12 protein-coding genes and 1 tRNA gene are annotated in these 18,993 nt (G+C 43.6%); 1 reads left to right on the top strand and 12 read right to left on the bottom strand.

What is annotated here, in order from left to right:
- Nucleotides 1-87: 87 nt before the first annotated feature.
- The 3 genes from MUCPA_RS23845 to MUCPA_RS23835 all read right to left on the bottom strand — a co-directional run bounded on the left by MUCPA_RS23845 (nt 88) and on the right by MUCPA_RS23835 (nt 1,860).
- Entirely contained in the window at nt 88-1,020 is a 933-nt protein-coding gene (locus MUCPA_RS23845; RefSeq protein ID WP_008509870.1) for a PIG-L family deacetylase, read from the bottom strand.
- Between the two features lie 43 nt (nt 1,021-1,063).
- Nucleotides 1,064-1,134 (bottom strand) — tRNA-Cys (locus MUCPA_RS23840).
- A gap of 87 nt (nt 1,135-1,221) precedes the next feature.
- Entirely contained in the window at nt 1,222-1,860 is a 639-nt protein-coding gene (locus MUCPA_RS23835; RefSeq protein WP_008509869.1) for a peroxiredoxin family protein, read from the bottom strand.
- 816 nt (nt 1,861-2,676) lie between these two features.
- Here MUCPA_RS23835 and MUCPA_RS36370 point away from each other — a divergent pair.
- Nucleotides 2,677-3,123, top strand: a complete 447-nt coding sequence (locus tag MUCPA_RS36370) for an RNA polymerase sigma factor (protein ID WP_008509867.1) — start codon at nt 2,677-2,679, stop codon at nt 3,121-3,123.
- Between the two features lie 164 nt (nt 3,124-3,287).
- Here MUCPA_RS36370 and MUCPA_RS23820 read toward each other — a convergent pair whose 3' ends face one another.
- Genes MUCPA_RS23820 through MUCPA_RS23780 form a run of 9 tightly spaced genes read right to left on the bottom strand, consistent with a single transcriptional unit; the run spans nt 3,288 to nt 17,382 of the window.
- Complete coding sequence (locus MUCPA_RS23820) at nt 3,288-4,661, bottom strand: YeiH family protein (protein ID WP_008509866.1); 1,374 nt, start codon at nt 4,659-4,661, stop codon at nt 3,288-3,290.
- A 39-nt stretch (nt 4,662-4,700) separates the two neighbouring features.
- Entirely contained in the window at nt 4,701-5,951 is a 1,251-nt protein-coding gene (soxC, locus tag MUCPA_RS23815) for a sulfite dehydrogenase (protein ID WP_008509864.1), read from the bottom strand.
- A gap of 9 nt (nt 5,952-5,960) precedes the next feature.
- The gene (locus tag MUCPA_RS23810) at nt 5,961-6,587 is read right to left on the bottom strand and encodes a c-type cytochrome (RefSeq protein ID WP_008509863.1); all 627 of its coding nucleotides are present in this window, start codon (nt 6,585-6,587) and stop codon (nt 5,961-5,963) included.
- Nucleotides 6,584-8,026: a phytoene desaturase family protein gene (locus tag MUCPA_RS23805; protein ID WP_008509861.1), complete on the bottom strand. Its 1,443-nt coding sequence runs from the start codon at nt 8,024-8,026 to the stop codon at nt 6,584-6,586. The genes MUCPA_RS23810 and MUCPA_RS23805 overlap by 4 nt, the downstream gene beginning before the upstream one ends.
- A gap of 1 nt (nt 8,027) precedes the next feature.
- Nucleotides 8,028-9,386, bottom strand: a complete 1,359-nt coding sequence (locus MUCPA_RS23800; protein WP_008509860.1) for a hypothetical protein — start codon at nt 9,384-9,386, stop codon at nt 8,028-8,030.
- Between the two features lie 2 nt (nt 9,387-9,388).
- Nucleotides 9,389-11,440 carry an MFS transporter gene (locus MUCPA_RS36365; RefSeq protein ID WP_008509859.1) on the bottom strand — a complete coding sequence of 684 codons (2,052 nt, stop codon included), beginning with the start codon at nt 11,438-11,440 and terminating at the stop codon, nt 9,389-9,391.
- A 27-nt stretch (nt 11,441-11,467) separates the two neighbouring features.
- Nucleotides 11,468-12,817: a hypothetical protein gene (locus MUCPA_RS23790; protein ID WP_008509858.1), complete on the bottom strand. Its 1,350-nt coding sequence runs from the start codon at nt 12,815-12,817 to the stop codon at nt 11,468-11,470.
- 33 nt (nt 12,818-12,850) lie between these two features.
- Nucleotides 12,851-14,215, bottom strand: coding sequence for a RagB/SusD family nutrient uptake outer membrane protein (locus MUCPA_RS23785; protein ID WP_008509857.1), 1,365 nt, complete (start codon nt 14,213-14,215; stop codon nt 12,851-12,853).
- A gap of 8 nt (nt 14,216-14,223) precedes the next feature.
- Nucleotides 14,224-17,382 (bottom strand): SusC/RagA family TonB-linked outer membrane protein, encoded by a 3,159-nt coding sequence (locus MUCPA_RS23780; protein ID WP_008509856.1) that lies wholly within the window; start codon nt 17,380-17,382, stop codon nt 14,224-14,226.
- Nucleotides 17,383-18,993 lie beyond the last annotated feature (1,611 nt).

The following is an 18,993-nucleotide window of genomic DNA, read 5'->3' as shown; positions in this document are numbered from 1 at the left end:
ATTGGTTTATGTGTTAAAATTTTGGTTAATTAAAGAGCGCTGCTATTATAACTATAGGCATTTATCAGTATGGCGAGGGCCCTAATTTTAAAAACGGTGAAAGGCTGTTCTATCCAAATCTGTAGGCGGGGCTCCGGGTATTTGTTCCAGTAAATTAAACAATTGGCGGGTTTTTACTAAACCTGCATCGCCGTTTAATGTAAAATACCAGAACTCTTCCAAATCACCGTCATTCATTGTCATTTGGGTAGCCCCCTGCGATTTATGTTCAGCTATTTCCCAATTTGCTATCACTTTATAATTGAGCTTGTTCTTGAAACCAAAACTCGCCGTCCGGTCAACCTGATAAGTATGTGGCTCGGTCTTGGTTGCTTTATAATACAGGTATTGCTCAAAACGGCAAATCGTGTCTGTTTTATTACGGGTTCTGGCACCTAAAATGATAGGCCTGCTTGCAGCAGGTAAGGCAGCAATACTATTCAGCGCCAATAAAGATGCGGCTTTATGCTGGCCATGGGTACAAGGCTCAGGCAAAACGCAAAACACAAAATCATATTTACTTTTGGTTAATACCTCATTCAAACGCTTTTTTATAATCGCCGTATTCCAACTGGTATCCAAAGGTTCCTTTTCGCTTAGGCCATAGTGAGAGTCGGGTTGATCCTGGTAGTAATATTTGGATACTCCTAAGATATGACCGGCGCTCCTCAACTCCTTTTTCCTGATATCAGGAAGAAGCGCTCGTCCAACCTTTTCGGCCGTTAAAGGAACGCCATAATATTGCTCTGCCAAAATGGAGTATTTATAACCGGCTTCGCCATTGGTTATCACAAAAAGATCAACAATTCCGTGTTGTTCCTTAGCAATCTTATATATTGTGACCGACAAAATACTTTCATCATCTGGATGAGCCATCACTACCAAGACGCGCGGCGCCTCTGTTTTCTGTTGGCCGTTAACATTAAAAGCCAGCATAACAGAAAGGGTGACAAAGAACCAGGCAAAAACCAACTTGTGCATGACATTTCAATTTTTAAATAAAAACTTCTAAAGGTTGTTTATGAGGTCACAGGCGGATTTGAACCGCCGTAAAAGGTTTTGCAGACCCTTGCCTAACCGCTCGGCCATGTGACCAAATTCTATAAATGACGGTTTGACACTTAAAGCAATCATTTATACAATTATGTTATAGAAAGCTATTTTAAGTTCATAACCAATTACCTAAGCCGATTTACGATCGCCGGTATAATGAGCTGCTTCGTAAACAGCCCTCAGGATTTCCTGCGATGAAAAAGTACCCGACAGATTATAATCGATGTGCTGATAAACCACATGCTTTGATGGATTGACAACATAACTTGCCAATAGCGGCACGTTTTCATCCACTCCGCTAAATAAATTCCAAACGGGGCTATCCTCATGATAAACGCGGAACTGCCGCGCGACCTCGTTTTGAAGATCAAAATAAAAGGTCAGGGTAAAATTGTACTCCCATGCCAGCTTATTTAGAAAAGATTCTTTTTGAGGACTGATAACGATCAGGTTTGCGCCCGCGGCTTTAACCTCATGCTGCAATTCGTTCAACCGGACCAATTGATCTATACCCAGCTGCCCCCAATGCTGCGAATAAAAGGCGAGGACAATGGGCTTACTTTTTAGTTTGGTGAAAGGGATCAGACCACGTGATTCCGCTCCGTTGGTGTACTGCTGCCATCTTCCAAAATCTTTGGAAAATGCAAGATCGGGAATAATATTACCGGCCTTTACCGGGATCAACGGTTTGAATAGTTTGAAAACAAAATCGTTTTCAAGTATGATTTCCAGGGAATTAAAGTAGCGGTATTTGGTTTTAGAAGACATGTTTTACAGGATGAAAAATGATAGAAAATTAATTGATTAACCAGGATTGCAGATCAGCCGCAACACCAGGCTAAGCCATAAACAACTTCATAGTATTCTATCTGCCAATAGGGACAAACCTTGTTGATTTTTTTTAACTGATAATAGTTCACGACTTGATTTTGAATGAATTGGATAGATAGAATGGACAAATGTTTTAAGGACTTGTATCAGCAACAACATCCAGATACTGATTCGGAAGAAGCAATAGTAAAAGAAAACGGGACTTGCGTAAATTTAACCGACATCGTTTTAAAGCCAGGCTATTTGACTTGGTTTTGCAAATATATTAATTATTCTATTAAATCCATAGACATTATAGTTAATGTTAATTTATTTTATATTTGCACAGCTAAACAGGCCGGAGAGCCTCATGGCATATAGTCAAATAATGCTTATCAAATATTTCAATACGATGAACAATAAACTTTCATATCATAAACTTTCTTTTGGAATATACTGACTACTAATCAGTCGTAGAAAATAACAGAATCGTGGAAGTAAAAAAAACAGAACCGTTTTTATCAGAGATTTATTTGCGGGAACGTACAATGCGAGTAAATCCTTACCATGAAATCGTTTTGCTTCGGCGCCGTCACCATCAAAGCAAAATCACGACCGGGTGGGCAATTACCAGTTTTTATGCCCGTAACCCAATTTACATCAAACAGGTTTTACATGCCTGTAGATATCAATCTGCCTGCTCGGTGTTTAGTGATTAAAGGTGCAGGTAAGTAAGAGCACATCATTCACATTTTATCTTTTGAAAATTTATTAATGAACCGCATTTATGAGAATCTGTCAGATCCGGAACTTTTAAACTTATTGGGTCAGGAGAAACAAGCCGCTTTCTTATGCATTTACAAACGGTATTGGTCTGAACTATACCGCTGTGCTTTTAAAATTGCCCCAAATCAAAAAAACTGTGAGGAGGTCATTCATGATGTTTTTTTATTATTATGGAACGAGAGGGAGCTAACCAACATTAACTCTTTAAAAGACTATCTGTATATTGCATTGAAAAACAGTATTTTAAACAGACGAGATTCAAAAATAAACCTGTTAAAAACACCCAATTCAAAACCCTTACCGGCTTCTTTTGAAACAGAGGCAGAAGAGCATTTCAGTTACCCGGAACTTAACGAAATACACGATCGGGATTTAGAACGATCTGCCGGAATGATACCGGCAGATGATGAGCAGAAAAAAGTTACTCTTGGATAAAGTTGTTCTATTTAGATTAAAGATTTTGCTGAGGACGGCGGAATACCAATTTATTTTCGGTTTACGCAAAATGCCATTTTCAAAACAAGTCCATCTATTTTTTCAGATTCCCCTTTTAAAAGCCACCCCAAATAATGAGCGGCTTCTAAAGGGGATGGCACCGGTTAAAATTGGGGCACCGGGAAAATATAACCTCCAAATAACAGGTACGACCATAACAACGTCCAAAAGATATTGAATACCTGCGCCCCTATAAAGGTATAAGCCGGCCGGCCGCCTTGCAGCTTAACCAGATCGGTAAATTTAGCTTCCATACCGATGCAGATAAAAGCCATTCCGAACCAAACCGTACGAAGGCTGCCTAAGGTTGCCGACACGCTTTTAACCGTTGCAGGAGACAGCAAAAACGAAAAGATCAGGGATGCGGCGATAAAGCCCAGCACAAACTTTGGAAAACGTTCCCAAACCACCTTAAGGCTTGGTTTTTCCGCCGTAATCTGGATAGCACCTTCTTTAGCACTCTCCTTTGGTTTGCGGTAAGCCCACCAGATAGCAATTAAAAAAGCTGCCACACCAATAAAAACATTTTGAGAAAATTTGGCTATCACACCAGCCTTAACAGCCGCGGGGCCCACAATAGCTCCTGCCGCGGCCACTGAGGCAGTGGTATCTAATGTCCCTCCTAACCATGCTCCGCCTACAATTTCGGGTATATGTAGTACCCGGATCAGCCAGGGTTGGAGAATCATCATCGGAATGGCCGTCAATAATACTAAAGTGGTTACGTAGGACAGCTTTTTTTTGTCACCGTTAATGGCTCCGGCAGCTACAATAGCTGCCGACACGCCGCAAATAGATACTGCCGAAGCCAGGATAATCCCAAATTCATCATCAACTTTTAATTTCCGGCTTAACCATAAGGAGAAGAACCAAACTGCGGTAACTACGATAATAGCCTGTATAATACCCGGTAAGCCCGCTGAAACCAGGTCGGACGACAAGATGGTGGTGCCTAATATTACCAACCCCGTTTTTATATAGAACTCCGAGCGGACGGCCTCTTTAAGCCATGCTGGAATATTAACCAGGTTACCCAGTATTAAACCAATAAGCAGGGCAAATACCACATACTCCAAACCGTAATAGGCAATGCCTTTATTACCGCCGATAATGAAAGAAACATTTACCAATAAATAAATAAAAGCGAAGCCTGGAACAAATTTCTTGATGTTACCACCTGATAAGATAATGGCTATAGAGGCCAGCGCCAGGAATATAACACCGGTTTCGAGTACCAGTAAGATATTGTTGATCGATAAAATTTTATTGAACAGCTCGTCGGATCCGCTCCATTTATATACCGGAAGCTTAATTTCGCCACCGTTGATCGTAAATAATACCGTCGCCGATATGATGATTGCACCAAGAATTAAAGCCCACCAGTCTTCGGTAAGCGATTTTAAAAAGCCTCTCTTAAGCGGTGTGGTTTCAGCGGCCGCCTCTTCCAGGGCTACCTCAAGGTTGATATTTTCTGACATATATTTTCTTTTTAGTGTATTTACAATTCGATGTATTGATTATTTCCGGCCCTCGGGTTTAAAAAGCACGGTTCCATCTTGTTTAATCTGCCAGGCGGTAACAGGGTTCATGTGATAACCGCCCAGGTCGGTGCCACGCGCCTCAATCAGTTGCTTAATTGAGGGCTGGATATAACCGGTTTCGTCAATGGCCCGGCTTAATATCTCCGTTTCATCACCATTCCACTGCCACAGGTATCTGAAATAAGTATGTGCCTTATCTAATACAGGCTCCTGCAAACGAGCATCATTCCAGCTTTTACCAGCATCGGTACTAACCTCTACTTTCGTAATCTTTCCCCGCCCTGTCCAGGCAACTCCGCGTATCTCAATCCAGCCTTTCTCTATCTTTTGGGGAAAGCTCGGGTAGGTAATGATAGACCGCGCATCCATCTCAAAACTGAACATCCTGATCTTGTTGTGAACCGGATAAGTGTATTTGGATGTTTCTTCACGCGTCCAGTAGGGCTGATCTGATAATTCCAGGCGCCGCAGCCATTTAACGTTCATATTGCCCTCATATCCGGGTAATAACAAACGTGCCGGATAACCCTGCGCCGGCCTGATGGCCTCCCCGTTCTGTCCATACACAATCATCGCATCTTCCCAGCCTTTATGTGCGGGAATGCTTCTTGTCATTAAAGAGGCATCGCCGCCCTCGGCCAAAAACCAGGTAGCTTTTGGATCGGCACCCACTTCACTGAAAATGGTCGAAAGCATCACGCCAGTCCATTCACTTTGGCTGGTTAACCCTAAAATGTCCTGTGGTGTCATTTGCTCACTGCCTGTTCTAAAATTACCTGCGCACTCAATAAAGCAGGTACGCGTTACCGCTGGAAATCTTTTCAATTCAGCCAATGTAAATTTCATTGGCCGTTCTACCATCCCATGGATCAACAATTCGTAAGTGTTGGGATCGATGTCCGGAATACCGGCGTGATGCCTCTCAAAATGCAGGTCGGCAGGTGTGATTGTACTGTAAAAATCCTGCAATGGTGAGCGCGACGATATGTCGGATGGCTTACGCGCCGGATTTTCAAAAGTTGAACGCTTCCCGATCTTACTAGGCCCGGGACCTATCCGCTTTGTTGGATCAACGGGAGGTGGTAAAGCAGGGCCGCCAACCGGCACATAATTAGCGAATGATGAGCTCACCGGAATCATAGCTGCAGCCAATGCTCCGCCCAATAAAGTGCGGCGACTAATTTTATGTTCTGTATCTGCAGGTTCGTCTTTTTTTGTTTCGTCCATCTTAATCTATCATTTAATTTCCGGTCCGCCTTTTCTATCGTCAGTAACAAATAATTTCCGTGCCGGCATCACAATTCGGGGTAGCGTTTGGGCATTCATCACCGTTTCGGGTTTAATAATTTTATTGGCGCTTAATAAATAAGCCGTCAGGCTATAAACTTCGTTATCGGTTAAAGATCCGGGCAGGTTATAGGGCATGGTGCGGCGCATATAATCAAACAAAGTAGTGGCATAAGGCCAGTAATTGCCAATAGTTTTAGGCCTGCTTTTAGCCGATGTATCGCTCACCAAAGCCGGCGCAGGCAGTTTAACACCCGGCACCTCTTCGCCCGTTGCACCGTGGCAGGCGATACATTTCAAGGCATAAATGGCTTTCCCTTTAGCCGCATCTCCTTCGCCCGCAGGTAACCCTTTGCCATCGGGGCGAACATCAATGTCCCATTTGGCAATTTCAGCCTCCGTCGCTATACGGCCAAAACCAAATCTGGGCGTGTGCCGGATGGTATCCCGCAATGATAAATACTCCCGTTTGCTAAAGACACCGCTATTAAAAGCGGTTAAACCGATTAAAGTGAAGCCGGCTAATATTACAATATAGGATTTGCGATATTTCAATTGAATTACGTTGCTGATCATTTGATGCTGATATTAAATATATCCTTTAAGGCCCTCTTTGCAGAATGGTAACCGCACATACCGTGTACGCCGCTGCCTGGCGGCGTTGACGATGAACAGATGTAGATGCCTTTCGCCGATGTACGGTAAGGTGAGCTGCGCAAGGCCGGGCGGGTAAAAAGCTGCGCCAGATCGATAATGCCGCCATTAATGTCTCCGCCGATGTAATTGGGATTATAGTTTTCCAGTTGGCCCGTATTGAAAGTATGTTTACCTAAGATGCGTTCGCGAAAACCAGGGGCAAAACGTTCTACCTGGCGTTCTATGCTTTCAGTCATATCCTTATAAGATCCATTAGGCACGTGGCAGTAGGCCCAGGCGGTATGCTTCCCCTTTGGGGCACGGGTATCGTCAAACAGGCTTTGCTGAGCCAGCAGAACAAACGGCCTTTCAGGATGCTTGCCCTCCGTCGTTTCTTTTTCGCCCTGAACAATTTCCTGCAAGGTACCGCCGATATGGACGGTTCCTGCTTCGCGCGCGCCTTTTGCCGTAAACGGAATGGCATCGTCAAGCGCCCAATCTACTTTAAACACGCCCATACCATATTGGTACCGTTCCAACTGCCACTTGTACACCGACGAAAATTGATGACCGGCTATGGATAAAAGCTGCTTAGGTGTTACATCGAATAACACCGCACGCGCAGATGGCAACTGATTTAAAGAAGAAATATACCGGCCGGTTTCAATTATACCACCAATAGATACAAAATACGACGCCAACGCTTGCGCTATTTGATTTGCCCCCCCTTTTGGAACGGGCCAACCTTTCAGATGGCCATTAGTCATCAAAACCAAAGCAATAGCCGATGTGGCCAGGTTGGTAAGGGGCTGGATGCTATGTGCGGCCATACCGGCAAATAAGCCTTTAGCCGCCTGGGTTTTAAAATGCCTGGCCAGATGCGTAGCCGATGTCATCGCATTCAGGCCGAAGCGTGCCATATCGATGGGGTGTTTTGGAAAATGCAGGGGCGCCAATACATCATCTGCCATTCCGGGCCAGGATTTAACCAATGGCGCAATCAAGTTTAAATAAGTCTTCTCATCTTCACCTAACAAAGCCGCAGTTTCGGTGATTGATTTTTTCAATACCGCCGCGGTACCGTCATCAAAAGGATGAGCGGCGGCTACCTCCGGATAAATATATTCCAGGCCGTGTTGTTGCAAAGGCAGTTGCTGAAAAAATGGCGATCCGGCAGCCAGAGGGTGGATAGCCGAACATACATCGTGCTTAAATCCCGGCAAGGTTAATTCTTCGGTGCTTAATCCGCCGCCTATTTTATCCTTGCCCTCCAGTAACAAAACCGACAAGCCATGTTGCCGCAGCAAAATAGCGGCAGCTAAGCCATTTGGCCCTGAGCCTACTACCACGGCATCATATTCACATTTTTCCAGTTTCATATCAATAATTCCCCGCCTGTAGCGTACTTTCCGGCAGCACCGATTTTTTATTTGATCTGTCCAAAACCATATAGACCGAATCGCGGTTTTCGTTTGTTCCGGTCAGAATAACTCTTGATGCCCCCGCCCGGATATAATGAAATACGAGCTTCTGAGCGGTATCCGGAATATTTTTATTCTGGAGGTACAAAATATGATTTACCGTATCGGCATGATAAGTAAAAAACCGCCTGCCGCCCGCAACGCCTGCCATTTCAAAACGCCGGTCGATGTCTTTTTTAGGCCTGCCACCGCCACCTAAAATATCTATCTGTACAGGCTTATTTAATTTAAAAGTAAAGGTAGCCCACTTCTCGAAAGTAGCATCCTGCCACCGGACGGTATCCAAAGGCGAATAAGGAATAATCTTATTGTTTACCCTGAACTCCGTTACATTATAAAAACCGCTGGTTTGCGCCAGCCCTTTATTATGCGGCAGCTTGTACGCATCGTACCTGAAATTTTGGTACATCAGGAAAGTGAACAGTCCGATAAAAACTGCAAACGTTATAAATTTTATACCTAATCGGGTAATTCGCCAGCTTTTTGACCAAGCCGGGTAATAATGCAGCGGCACGGTGTACCGCTCCCTGATGAGCAGGTTATACAAAGCAGGCACATCATAGGCCAGCACAACCAGGCCGAACAGGGCCAGGTAAGTAGAGAACAGATGGACTTCGCCGTCATAAGCAAAGTTTACAAACACAATATCGCCCAGGGCGGCAACCAACAAAATACTACCGTATAAGCTGGTTTTTCGGAATTGCAATAATACACCGGCCAATAGCTCCAGAAAACCGGTAAACGATTCGTACCAGGGAACACTGCCAACCGATAACCAAAATATTTTTTGTGGTGTAAGATTAATAAAATCGGTATGCAAAATACCGATGGACGGGTAAGGCATTTGTGTTGGAAAAAGTTTGGTGAACCCATAACCCAAAATGCCTACGCCAGCCCTGTAACGGGCCAGCGTACGCAACCAATATGATAATACGGCAAAATTTTGTCGCTTTCTGTCAAAAAAAGTCCAAACCAATCCGCCAAGAGCAGCAATAAGCAATATAATCGCCCAATTGACATACGATGCTATCCCCCAGTGCCCGCTTTCGGTTTTGATCTCGATGAACTTTGGCGTGTATTCGCAGAACACGTGCAGGTTACGGTACTCTAAAGTTTTTAACCGGAGTGAAAATATATTATCGTACCAAAAGCCGTTCCACGGGATGGCCATGATCACAAAAAACAAAAAGGTGATCCTGAAAGCAATTTTCTGCCAGGTTGTCCATCTCTCCACGGTTATTTGATCAAACTTTGTCATGATCAATATTTGCCCGCAACCAATGTGCTGGCCGGTAAGGTATACTTTTTATTATAACGATCAAGCACAACATAGATCGAGTCTCTGGCTTCATTTACCCCGCTGAGGATAACCCGGTTACCATCAGTTGTTTGATAATGAAGGATCATCCTGCTCCGTTTGGGTTCTTTGGTTTTGGCAGCAAATTCACGGTCTCTGCGCGTTGACCAGGCATGAGGATCAATCAGTTTCTTTTCATCGCCGATGTGCTGCAAGGCTGTTTTACTAATCCAGTTGTCTGTATGCTTTACATTGCCATTAGCCCTATTGCGGCCGCCCCGGCTACCTCGCCCGCCCCTTAAAGCCATCACATTTTTATCCTGCAGATACAATACATGGTCTACTGTATCGGCAAGGTAATGAAATGCCCGCTGGCCGCCGGCTACTCCGGTTATTTCAAAAGTACGCTGTATATCTTTCATCGGGCTTCCGCCACCATTTGAAGGATCGATCACAACAGGCCTGTTCACTTTAAATGTAAGGGTGGTCCATTTTTCAAATGTGGCTTCCTGCCATCTGGTGGTATCGAGAGGATTATACGGGATATCCCGCCCATTGATTCTGAATTCAGTTACATGATAATTTCCCCGCAGTTGCTTAACTCCCGCAGTTGACGGCTGCTTGTAAGGGTCGTATTTAAAGTTGATTACTTCTGTATAGGTTAATATGCCAAAAAAGATAAGGAAAGTAAGTGCCTTTAAAGTGATACGGGTATATTTGAGCCATGGCTTCCTGAAATCAGGATACAGGCGAACCGGAACCGTATAGCGCTCCAATATTAATAAGTTATACAGTTTGGGCAGGTCATCAGCCAGGATAAAGAAACCAAGCAATACAAAATAGAAGGCGTACACATGTACTCCTCCGTCATAGGCATAATTTACGAAAGTAATATCGCCCAACGCGCCAACTAAAAGCAGAGCTCCAAAGGTGGATGTTTTACGAAAAAAAAGCATTCCACCAGCCAAAATTTCCACAATTCCGCCAAAAACCTGGTACCACGGAACAATACCGACCGACATCCAATAGATCTTTTGCGCTGTAAAATCTCCAAAGTTGCTATTCAGCAAACCAAGCGAAGGATACGGCATCTGGGTTGGAAACAGTTTGGTAAAACCAAAGCCAATAATACCTATACCGGCGCGATACCTAACCACAACACGTATCCAGTAATACAAAATATCGTAGGCCTTTGTCCTGTTCCGATCGATCAGGGTCCAGATGAGGCCGCCAACAATTCCTATCAGCAAGGCTATCCCCCAATCGGTATAATCGACTAAAAAATTCTTTTTTGGCGGCGCCTGGCTATCATTTTTATGATCCCCGTTGCGGCGGTGATTACCTGCTGAGGATGCCACGCGGATTGAATCGTGGGCGGAGGAGTCAATCCGCGAAGAATCGGGACGGGAGTGGCTGCTTCCGTCTGCGGCTATCAGTCTTTTACCGCTATCTGTCTGCACAGAGTCGTTATGATGCCGGTGATGCTTGCCATTGGCAGCGCTGAAGCTCTGCCCGGCAGTTAATACAGAATCTACGCGTTGATGATGATGTTTAGCTATGCCGACTTCCGCTGTATTGTTTACTTGTACAGAATCAACGCCATGATGATGGCCTATATTCCGGCTTGTACCTAAACTATCGTTACTTCTCCCCTGCTTACGCGTTGCTTTATTTGTATCACCAGCAGGCTCATTGGCCGCAGGTACATCAGCTAAATCATATTCGTTTCTGCCGCCAAATAATGCCCGGTAACTGGGCGAAAAACGGGCAATATCATAAATATCGCGGTAATGAGGGTGAAACCAGTCTATTGTAAAAGCATTGACGTACCAACCCGCCGTTACCGGAATGGACATGGCCAGAAAGAAAATAAAAAGGATCCGGAATGCCAGTTTTTTAGACCATGACCATGGCTTTATACCTTGACCTGTTATATGTTGTACCGAATCAGTCTGTACCTCGTGGGAACCGGGGATTAATTCAGGTTGATCTGAGTTTGTTTTGTTGTCAGACATTTGTTTCTAATTTTTACAAGTGATAAATTAAAGCTTCAATACCCTGCGGCGGCCCAATAAAAGCGGATACTTCTTATTGATCTTATTCAGTACCACATAGATTGAATCCTTGTTACGGTCAATACCCGACAGGATGATGGTTGAGGTATCCGGTCGGGTATATTTAAGGCTCAGCTTTTCGCCTTTATAGTGGCTGTTTTTGTTTTCGAGAAACAAAGTATGGTTAATCGTATCTTGTGAATAACTGTAATAATGCCTGCCTGTTGTGCCGGTTAGTTCGTAATCGCGATCCTGGTCCTTTTCAAAAACCTGTTCATAATTTGCCGAATCAATTAATACCGGCCGGTTTGAACGAATGCTTATCGTAGCCCACTTTTCAAACACCACGTCTTTCCATCTTACCGAATCAGTTGCAGAATAAGGCAGCACCTTTTTATTGAGGCGAAATTCGCTTACGTTGTATATACCGGTTGCTCTGGCCAAACCAGGCGTAGTTGGAAACTGGTAGGGGTTATGGCGAAAGCCCGAAGAAGCTTTAAAACCATAGAGCAATACAAAGAAAAAGATAACCAGGCTTTTCAAGGCGATGCGTATTATTTGTTGATTGCCGGTTAGCAGCGGTTTAAAGCGATTGGGTTCAGTAGGTCGCTCCAGCGATACCAGGTTATAAATTCTGATGGCGTCGAAAGATAATACAAACAAAGCAAAAGTGATAAGGTAGAAACTATAAACGTGTTCGCCGCCTTCGTAGGCCAGGTTTGATATAAAAACGTTACCTGTAAATACCAGAATAATTAACGCACCTATAGTGGCAGTTTTACGCCAAAACAGCAGTAAGCCGGCAATGATCTCGATAGCGCCTAAAAACGACTCGTAATTTGGTACGATACCCAGACTCATGGAGAATATTTTCCAGTCGGTAAAATCACCATAGGCGGTATTCAGATTACTGATGGAGGGAAAGGGCGCCTGTAAAGGGAAAAATTTAAGAAAACCATAGCCAATGATGCCGATAGCAAGCCTGTAACGCACGATAACCCTTAGCCAGTAATATAATACCTGGTAGTTACCGCTCTTTTTATCGCGCAGCCCCCAAACTATGGCGCCAATTAAGGCTATGGCAGCAATTAATATCCAGTCGGCAAAGGTACCTATTGCCCAACCGTGGCGGCCCGATAAAAACTGTGGCGTATACCTGCTGATGTTAAAGATATCCCCGTAGCTCAGGTGAAGCCAGTGAATGCTGAAAACGTTGGCATAATATTTCCAGTCGAGCGGTATCGCCTGTAATAAAAAGTAAATGAAAAGGAAACGGAATATCCCCTTTTCAACAGCCGACCATGTTGAACTAGCCGGCTTAGTTTCTATTTTACTCATTTTTTTACGTGTTAATATTTTAGATTAATTAGATTAAGGATTTTGTGGTAAGTCGGCAGATACCTGATCGACCGGTATAGGCAAAAGATATTTCCGTGTATCTGTAATACCTAATACCGCAGCTGCCCTGCCAGTGCGAACGAGGTCGAACCAACGATGGCCTTCCAATCCAAATTCAACACGATTCTCGTTTTCAATGGCCAGTAAAATATCGGCGCCGGTTGTGGCTGTAGTTGGCACCAAACCCGATCTGTCGCGAATGAGGTTAAGATCTGCTAAAGCGCCATCACGTTGTGTAGTTACACCACTAACAATATATTGCTGAGTACGCGCTTCGGCCCTTATCAGGTATATTTCTGCAATACGTATAATATAAGCCGGATCGGTAGCCGGGCTGCGATAGTACAAGTTACCATACCAGCCTATAGCTGCCGATGCAACTAAGGAACTCCTGGTACCACCAACGAGCGGATTGTTAACCAGGGCAACAAAAGCATCATTTGGTGCCCACTGCCTGGTGCCTCCGTTAACGGGCGGCTGCCATTGGCCACGCTCGCCATTAGTATAAGTTGCGCTGTAAGCCAGTTCAAAAACCGATTCTTTACTGGCAACAACGTTATTGGCAAACCATGCGCTGTAAGGTTTTAACAGGCTATAGTATTGAGTATCTCCCAAAACCTGGCTTGCATATTTTTCGGCGTTAGCCCAATCTCCCTGATATAAATAATAGCGTGCTTTAAGCGCCCATACGGTTTCTTTATTAGCCCTGATAGGGTTTTGCGCAGTCGGAGTTATTAGCAAACTTTCGGCAGTATTTAAATCGCTTAACACCTGCGCGTAGGTTTGTGCCAGGGTACTGCGCGGCGTGCCATTTTTATCGGTGGCGCTGGTAGTAGGTGTTGTTACAATTTGTACACCACCCCAGGTACGCGCCAAGTCGAAATAAGCCAGCGCCCTGATGAAGTAAGCCTCACCTATCAACTGGTTTTTTTCGCTCTGTAATAAATTCACATCATTAACTCCCGGAATTTTCGCTATGGCATTGTTTGCACGGTTAATAACGTTGTAAATAGCGGCCCATACACCCGAAATGGTCGCATTATCTGCTTTAACATTGTGATTAATGAAGTCTTGAACGATGGATTGCGAACCGGTCCATTTTACGTTATCACCCGAAAGATATCCAATTGACGTAAAGTTGAGACCATAATAATTATCGGCAGCCAGGCCCCGGTAAATGCCGCGTACCGCGGTCTCTGATGATGCTTTATCAAAAATGGTCAGATCGTCTGCTACGGAATCTTTGGGTTTAACATCCAGAAATTGTTTGCAGGATGGTAGCGCTACCAAAGAAATAACTACCGGAATTATATATTTTAATTGATTTAAGTTTTTCATGTCGGTTATTATAAAGTGATGTTTATACCAAGCTGTAGCGTGTGTGGCTGGGGTGGCGTACCCAGATCAAGGCCCTGGGTTTGTGAAACCGCGCTTACGTTAGCTTCAGGATCGGGGCCTGTATATTTGGTAAACAGCAAGAGATTGGTACCTACAAAGTATATTCTTAATGATTGAATGTCTATTTTTTGACTGATGCTTTTTGGAAGCGTATAACCCAGCGTTAATGATTTTAGGCGGATAAATGAACCATCTTCCAGAAAACGGCTGTTTTGATCCAGGGTATAGTTGTTACCAATGGCCGTAACACGTGGCACATCGGTTATTTGGCCAGGCGTGGTCCATCTGTTTAACTGGCTGGCAAATATTACACGGGCGGCATCGCGCGTGCCGCCACCTTCGCCAAAGAAACGGTTAAGATTTAATATTTTATTACCATACTGGTAAGAGAACAAGATACCGGCGTCAAAGGCTTTATAAGTGAAGTTGTTGGTTAAGCCACCAAAGAATTTTGGTAAGGCGTTGCCGATTATCTGACGGTCCGCCACGGTTACACTGGTGCCGGATGTCCCATCGGCATGCTGGAATACCGAGTTACCGGTTTGAGGATCAACATACAATTGTTTGTACATCCAAAATGAATACATGGAATAGCCTTGCTGTAAACGGATCCAGTCGCGGCTGTATTCAGAGATCGGGGCCGGTAAGGTAACCACTTTATTTACATTCCCGGAAATATTGAAACTGGTTTGCCAGCTAAAGCTTGCCGTTTTAAAATTGCGGGAATTGATGCCTAACTCGTAACCTTTGTTAGTTACCTTGCCTGCATTGCTCCAAACCGTGCTAAAGCCGGTAATTTGTGGCACAGGCACCTGCAGCAATACATTATTGGTTGTTTTTGAGTAAACATCAAACGTAAGGTTAATACGATTTTTTAATAACCCTAAATCGATACCGCCATCAAGCTGGGTAGTACTTTCCCATTTTAAGTTGGGGTTTGGTAATTGTTGTGGTGCTGTACCAGCTTTGTCGCCACCTGAGGGAGTATCCGGATAACCAGCGCCACCATTCCACAAGCCCTGTGCCGCGAATGGACTGATCCCGTTAGAGTTACCCGTTATACCGTAGCTTACGCGTAGTTTAAGGTCGCTGATGGTATTATTATTGCGCAAAAAGTCTTCCTCCTTAATACGCCATGCGGCGCCAACCGCCGGAAAGTACCCCCATTTGTTATTGGGGCCAAATTTTGACGAGCCGTCGGCACGGGCGCTGGCCTCGATGTAATATTTACTATCGTAATTATAAGATACCCTGGAGAAGAAGGAGGCCAGGTCATATTTCGACCAGGTTTCGGAGGCCGTTCTTGTTGACGCAGATATAATATCGGTATAAGCATTATTGGGGAAGCCCGACCCCTGCGCAAATGTATTTTTGGTTACATTGCTTTGCAAAGTATTACCAACCACGATATCCAGTGTGTGCTTGTTTGCAAAAATGGTGTGGTAGTTAAGCGTTTGCTCGTTGATCCAGGCGCTGTTGTCGGTAATAGAAGATGTGGCCAAACCGTTTACAGGAGAAGTACCTGAAGAAGTACCCAGTTGTGTTTGGTCGTTCCAGTACTCGGACTCGTTATAATTGTTATAATCAAGGCTCCAGCTTGTTTTAAATTTTAAACCCTTGGCCAGTTGAATATCCGCATAAAAATTACCTACATAGCGTAAGCTGATGGTATGCACATTATAATTATTAAGCAGAACCTGCAAATTATCAAAACCGGCCCATTTGGCGGGTGTACCATCAGCATTATTTTCGGGCAGATAGGTTGGCGTATGCAATGCCGATTGCAGTAAACCACCGGCAGGGCCATCGCCCGCGCGTGCCTGGTTACGATATGATCGCGAAATATTGTTAGTTACACCGATTGTTATAAAATCGTTTATTTTTTGATCCAGGTTTACCCTGAAATCTCCCCTGTTGAAACTAATCGGTTTGATATCGGCTTGCTGACTGGTGTAACCGCCGGCAATAAAGTATTTGGTATCCCGCGAGCCGCCGCTGACAGACAAGTTATAATCCACAAGCAAACCGGTACGGAACAGTTCGTCCAGACGATCATACGTTTGCTGATCCTGTGGCAGGCCACGTGGCGCAGGGCTTTTGGTAGGATTGTCGGTAAGTGCCCTGAAGGGCTGATACAGATAAGTTGTTGCCGGCGTTGTCCCCGCCGCTGTGGCCGCAGCAATAATATCCGCGTTTGAGTTTCTATAAAACTCATTAACAATTTCGGCATGTTGCGGGCCCGTAGTCAACTTCCATAGATCACCTTTTGGTTCATAAGCAATGCCTTGCGTGGTATTGAAATTAATTTTTGGTTTGTCGTTATAGTTTCCGCGCTTAGTGGTTACAATAACTACTCCGTTTGCACCACGGGAGCCATAAATAGCTGTAGCGCTCGCGTCTTTTAACACCTCAAAGCTTTCAATGTCGGCGGGGTTGATATCTGCTATGGGTGATGTTGCCCGGCCACCTGTACTTACGGTTTGCAAACTTGTGTTGTTTAAAAACACACCATCAACAACATACAAAGGATCGTTGGACGCGTTGATAGACGTGGTACCACGAACGCGGACAAATACACCGTCGCCCGGGGTACCGGTGTTTGAGTTAACCTGCAGTCCTGGTGCTTTACCCTGCAGCTGGGCATCAAAGCTGGCAACGGGTTGTTGCTTTACTTCATCGGCTTTAATTGTATTTTGAGCATGCACCAGGTCTTTACGTTCCTGAGTACCATAACCAACTACTACAACATCACTAAGCTGATTAATATTCTCTTCCAGGCGTACGGTAACCGGGCTGCCGTTTACTATTATAGTTTTCGTTTTATAGCCTATAAAACTAACAACGAGGGTGTAGGGGAATTTTTGACCTGTTATAAAGATAAAATGGCCACCATCATCTGTGGCCACCGCATGTGTAGTACCCTGTATTTTAACCACGGCGCCGGGTATAGGTTTTTTGGATAATGCATCAATCACAGTTCCATTCAACTTGGAATTAATTAAGGGCTGCGGTTCTGTTTGGGCTAAGGAGATGAGGGGTATAAAGAGGAATAGAAACAATTTAATAGACTTCGTATATAAATTTTTCGTGTGTATAAATATTTTCATATATATTTATCAAGTTTCGTTTTTGATGAATTTCATTAATGTAACCAGATGATAATCAGTAAGTGATTGGCGTTACGACACTGATTTTTCATTGCTGAACCGGCAAGGCTTCCTTGCCGGTTTTATTTTTCTATGCTTTACTTGATCATGTTTTTAATAAATTATTGAGAACTGATTTTGCCAAACTTAAGAGAGCCTGGCACTACTGTCGGATCGCGTTCAGAAATTTTTTTTAACAACAACACCCCATCATGCAGGCTTGGGAAGCCGCAAGCATGAGCTTAATTTTAAATGCTGTTCCTTTGGAAGGATACGCTTTATGTGAAACTATTTTCATGTGTTACAACAAACATAGAAATTAATCAATAATCTACAAAATCTATAGACTATATATTTTATTCATAATGATTTTGTTACAAAAAACTTTACGAGAGTGGCCGAAACGAGCTTTGTGACGGGCCAGGCAAGTTTTTAAGGTTGCAGTTTCTGTAAGACGAAGAGAACAATGACAATAAGTGATTGGATTACGTTACAGCCAGCCTTTGACTGGCCGTTTTTCATATCGTATTCTTTCATGCCTATGAACATGGGATCGATTTTGCTGAGCGGTCCCTCTCGTCCGGAATGGCGTTCTGATGCTTCTATTTAGCATGCTCTCCGTATATTATAATTTATCGGTTCGCTGATGATATATCAATGAGGCAATTTAAATATAGAAAGCCATCAAGGATTTTTGCACAGATTATAAAAAGTATATTAGGGTTTTATATTAATAAGGCGGCATGGGAAGCCAAAAAGCTTTATCACTTTGGCCGCTAAGAAGTGCTCTCCGGCATCTCCAATAATTTGACTTTCGGTATATTTAAAGGATTCTGTATAAATTTTTATAAATGTAATTCTAAATAAAGTTATATATTTTATGGAATTATTAATTCACTAACGAGCAACAAATATCGTGGATAAAACGCAAACGATCTGAGAGTTATCAAGCATTCAACAAAGCCTCTTAACCCTCACTTTTCAGAAACTTCGTTTAACCTACTACCACAATACACAACGATGTGTACCAACTCAAATCTGGAGAATTTGCAGTCGGCCCAGGTAACAAAAAATCAAATCTTGAACACCTTATTCTGAAATGGGCAAAATAAAAACTTAAAGGGGATCAATTTTTTCGGCAGTTTCTTTAATTATTATTACTTTTGAATTAACGATAGTTCTTTAAAATAAATCAAATCAAGACAAAAAATATGGTTACCATTTCGGTTACCCATTTTTTGATAAATCTTAAATAACGCCTTAATTGGGCTATTTAGCAAGAAAATATCATTCCAAAAGGAGACCAAAATCATCCCAGCGGGATCACAAAATGTCCCCCAACGACGTTCAAACTTTTGAAGTAGAAAGCCTCTTGAAAAAGAGGCTTTTTTGCGTTTATAGCATTTCTAAGCAAAAAATTGGGGATCAAGCAGATGGTCGTTCATCAGAGAATGGGCAATTGCCTATAAAAACGTTTTAAAAACGCATACATAAGCTAAGCCTTCATAGCGCTTAAACAGCAGATCAGCCCCGCGGTTTGGAATTTAGGCAAAGGTCTTTAAACATCCCGGC

The organism is Mucilaginibacter paludis DSM 18603, assembly GCF_000166195.2.
Taxonomy (GTDB): Bacteria; Bacteroidota; Bacteroidia; order Sphingobacteriales; family Sphingobacteriaceae; genus Mucilaginibacter; species Mucilaginibacter paludis.
This window is presented reverse-complemented; position numbering and strand designations above follow the sequence as displayed.

Coding starts and splice junctions, on each gene's coding strand:
- MUCPA_RS36365 (WP_008509859.1), bottom strand. CDS start 11,440: ATGTCTGACAACAAAACAAACTCAGATCAACCTGAATTAATCCCCGGT.
- MUCPA_RS23820 (WP_008509866.1), bottom strand. CDS start 4,661: ATGTCAGAAAATATCAACCTTGAGGTAGCCCTGGAAGAGGCGGCCGCT.
- MUCPA_RS23785 (WP_008509857.1), bottom strand. CDS start 14,215: ATGAAAAACTTAAATCAATTAAAATATATAATTCCGGTAGTTATTTCT.
- MUCPA_RS23835 (WP_008509869.1), bottom strand. CDS start 1,860: ATGTCTTCTAAAACCAAATACCGCTACTTTAATTCCCTGGAAATCATA.
- MUCPA_RS23800 (WP_008509860.1), bottom strand. CDS start 9,386: ATGACAAAGTTTGATCAAATAACCGTGGAGAGATGGACAACCTGGCAG.
- MUCPA_RS23810 (WP_008509863.1), bottom strand. CDS start 6,587: ATGATCAGCAACGTAATTCAATTGAAATATCGCAAATCCTATATTGTA.
- MUCPA_RS23780 (WP_008509856.1), bottom strand. CDS start 17,382: ATGAAAATATTTATACACACGAAAAATTTATATACGAAGTCTATTAAA.
- MUCPA_RS23790 (WP_008509858.1), bottom strand. CDS start 12,817: ATGAGTAAAATAGAAACTAAGCCGGCTAGTTCAACATGGTCGGCTGTT.
- MUCPA_RS36370 (WP_008509867.1), top strand. CDS start 2,677: ATGAACCGCATTTATGAGAATCTGTCAGATCCGGAACTTTTAAACTTA.
- soxC (WP_008509864.1), bottom strand. CDS start 5,951: ATGGACGAAACAAAAAAAGACGAACCTGCAGATACAGAACATAAAATT.
- MUCPA_RS23805 (WP_008509861.1), bottom strand. CDS start 8,026: ATGAAACTGGAAAAATGTGAATATGATGCCGTGGTAGTAGGCTCAGGG.
- MUCPA_RS23845 (WP_008509870.1), bottom strand. CDS start 1,020: ATGCACAAGTTGGTTTTTGCCTGGTTCTTTGTCACCCTTTCTGTTATG.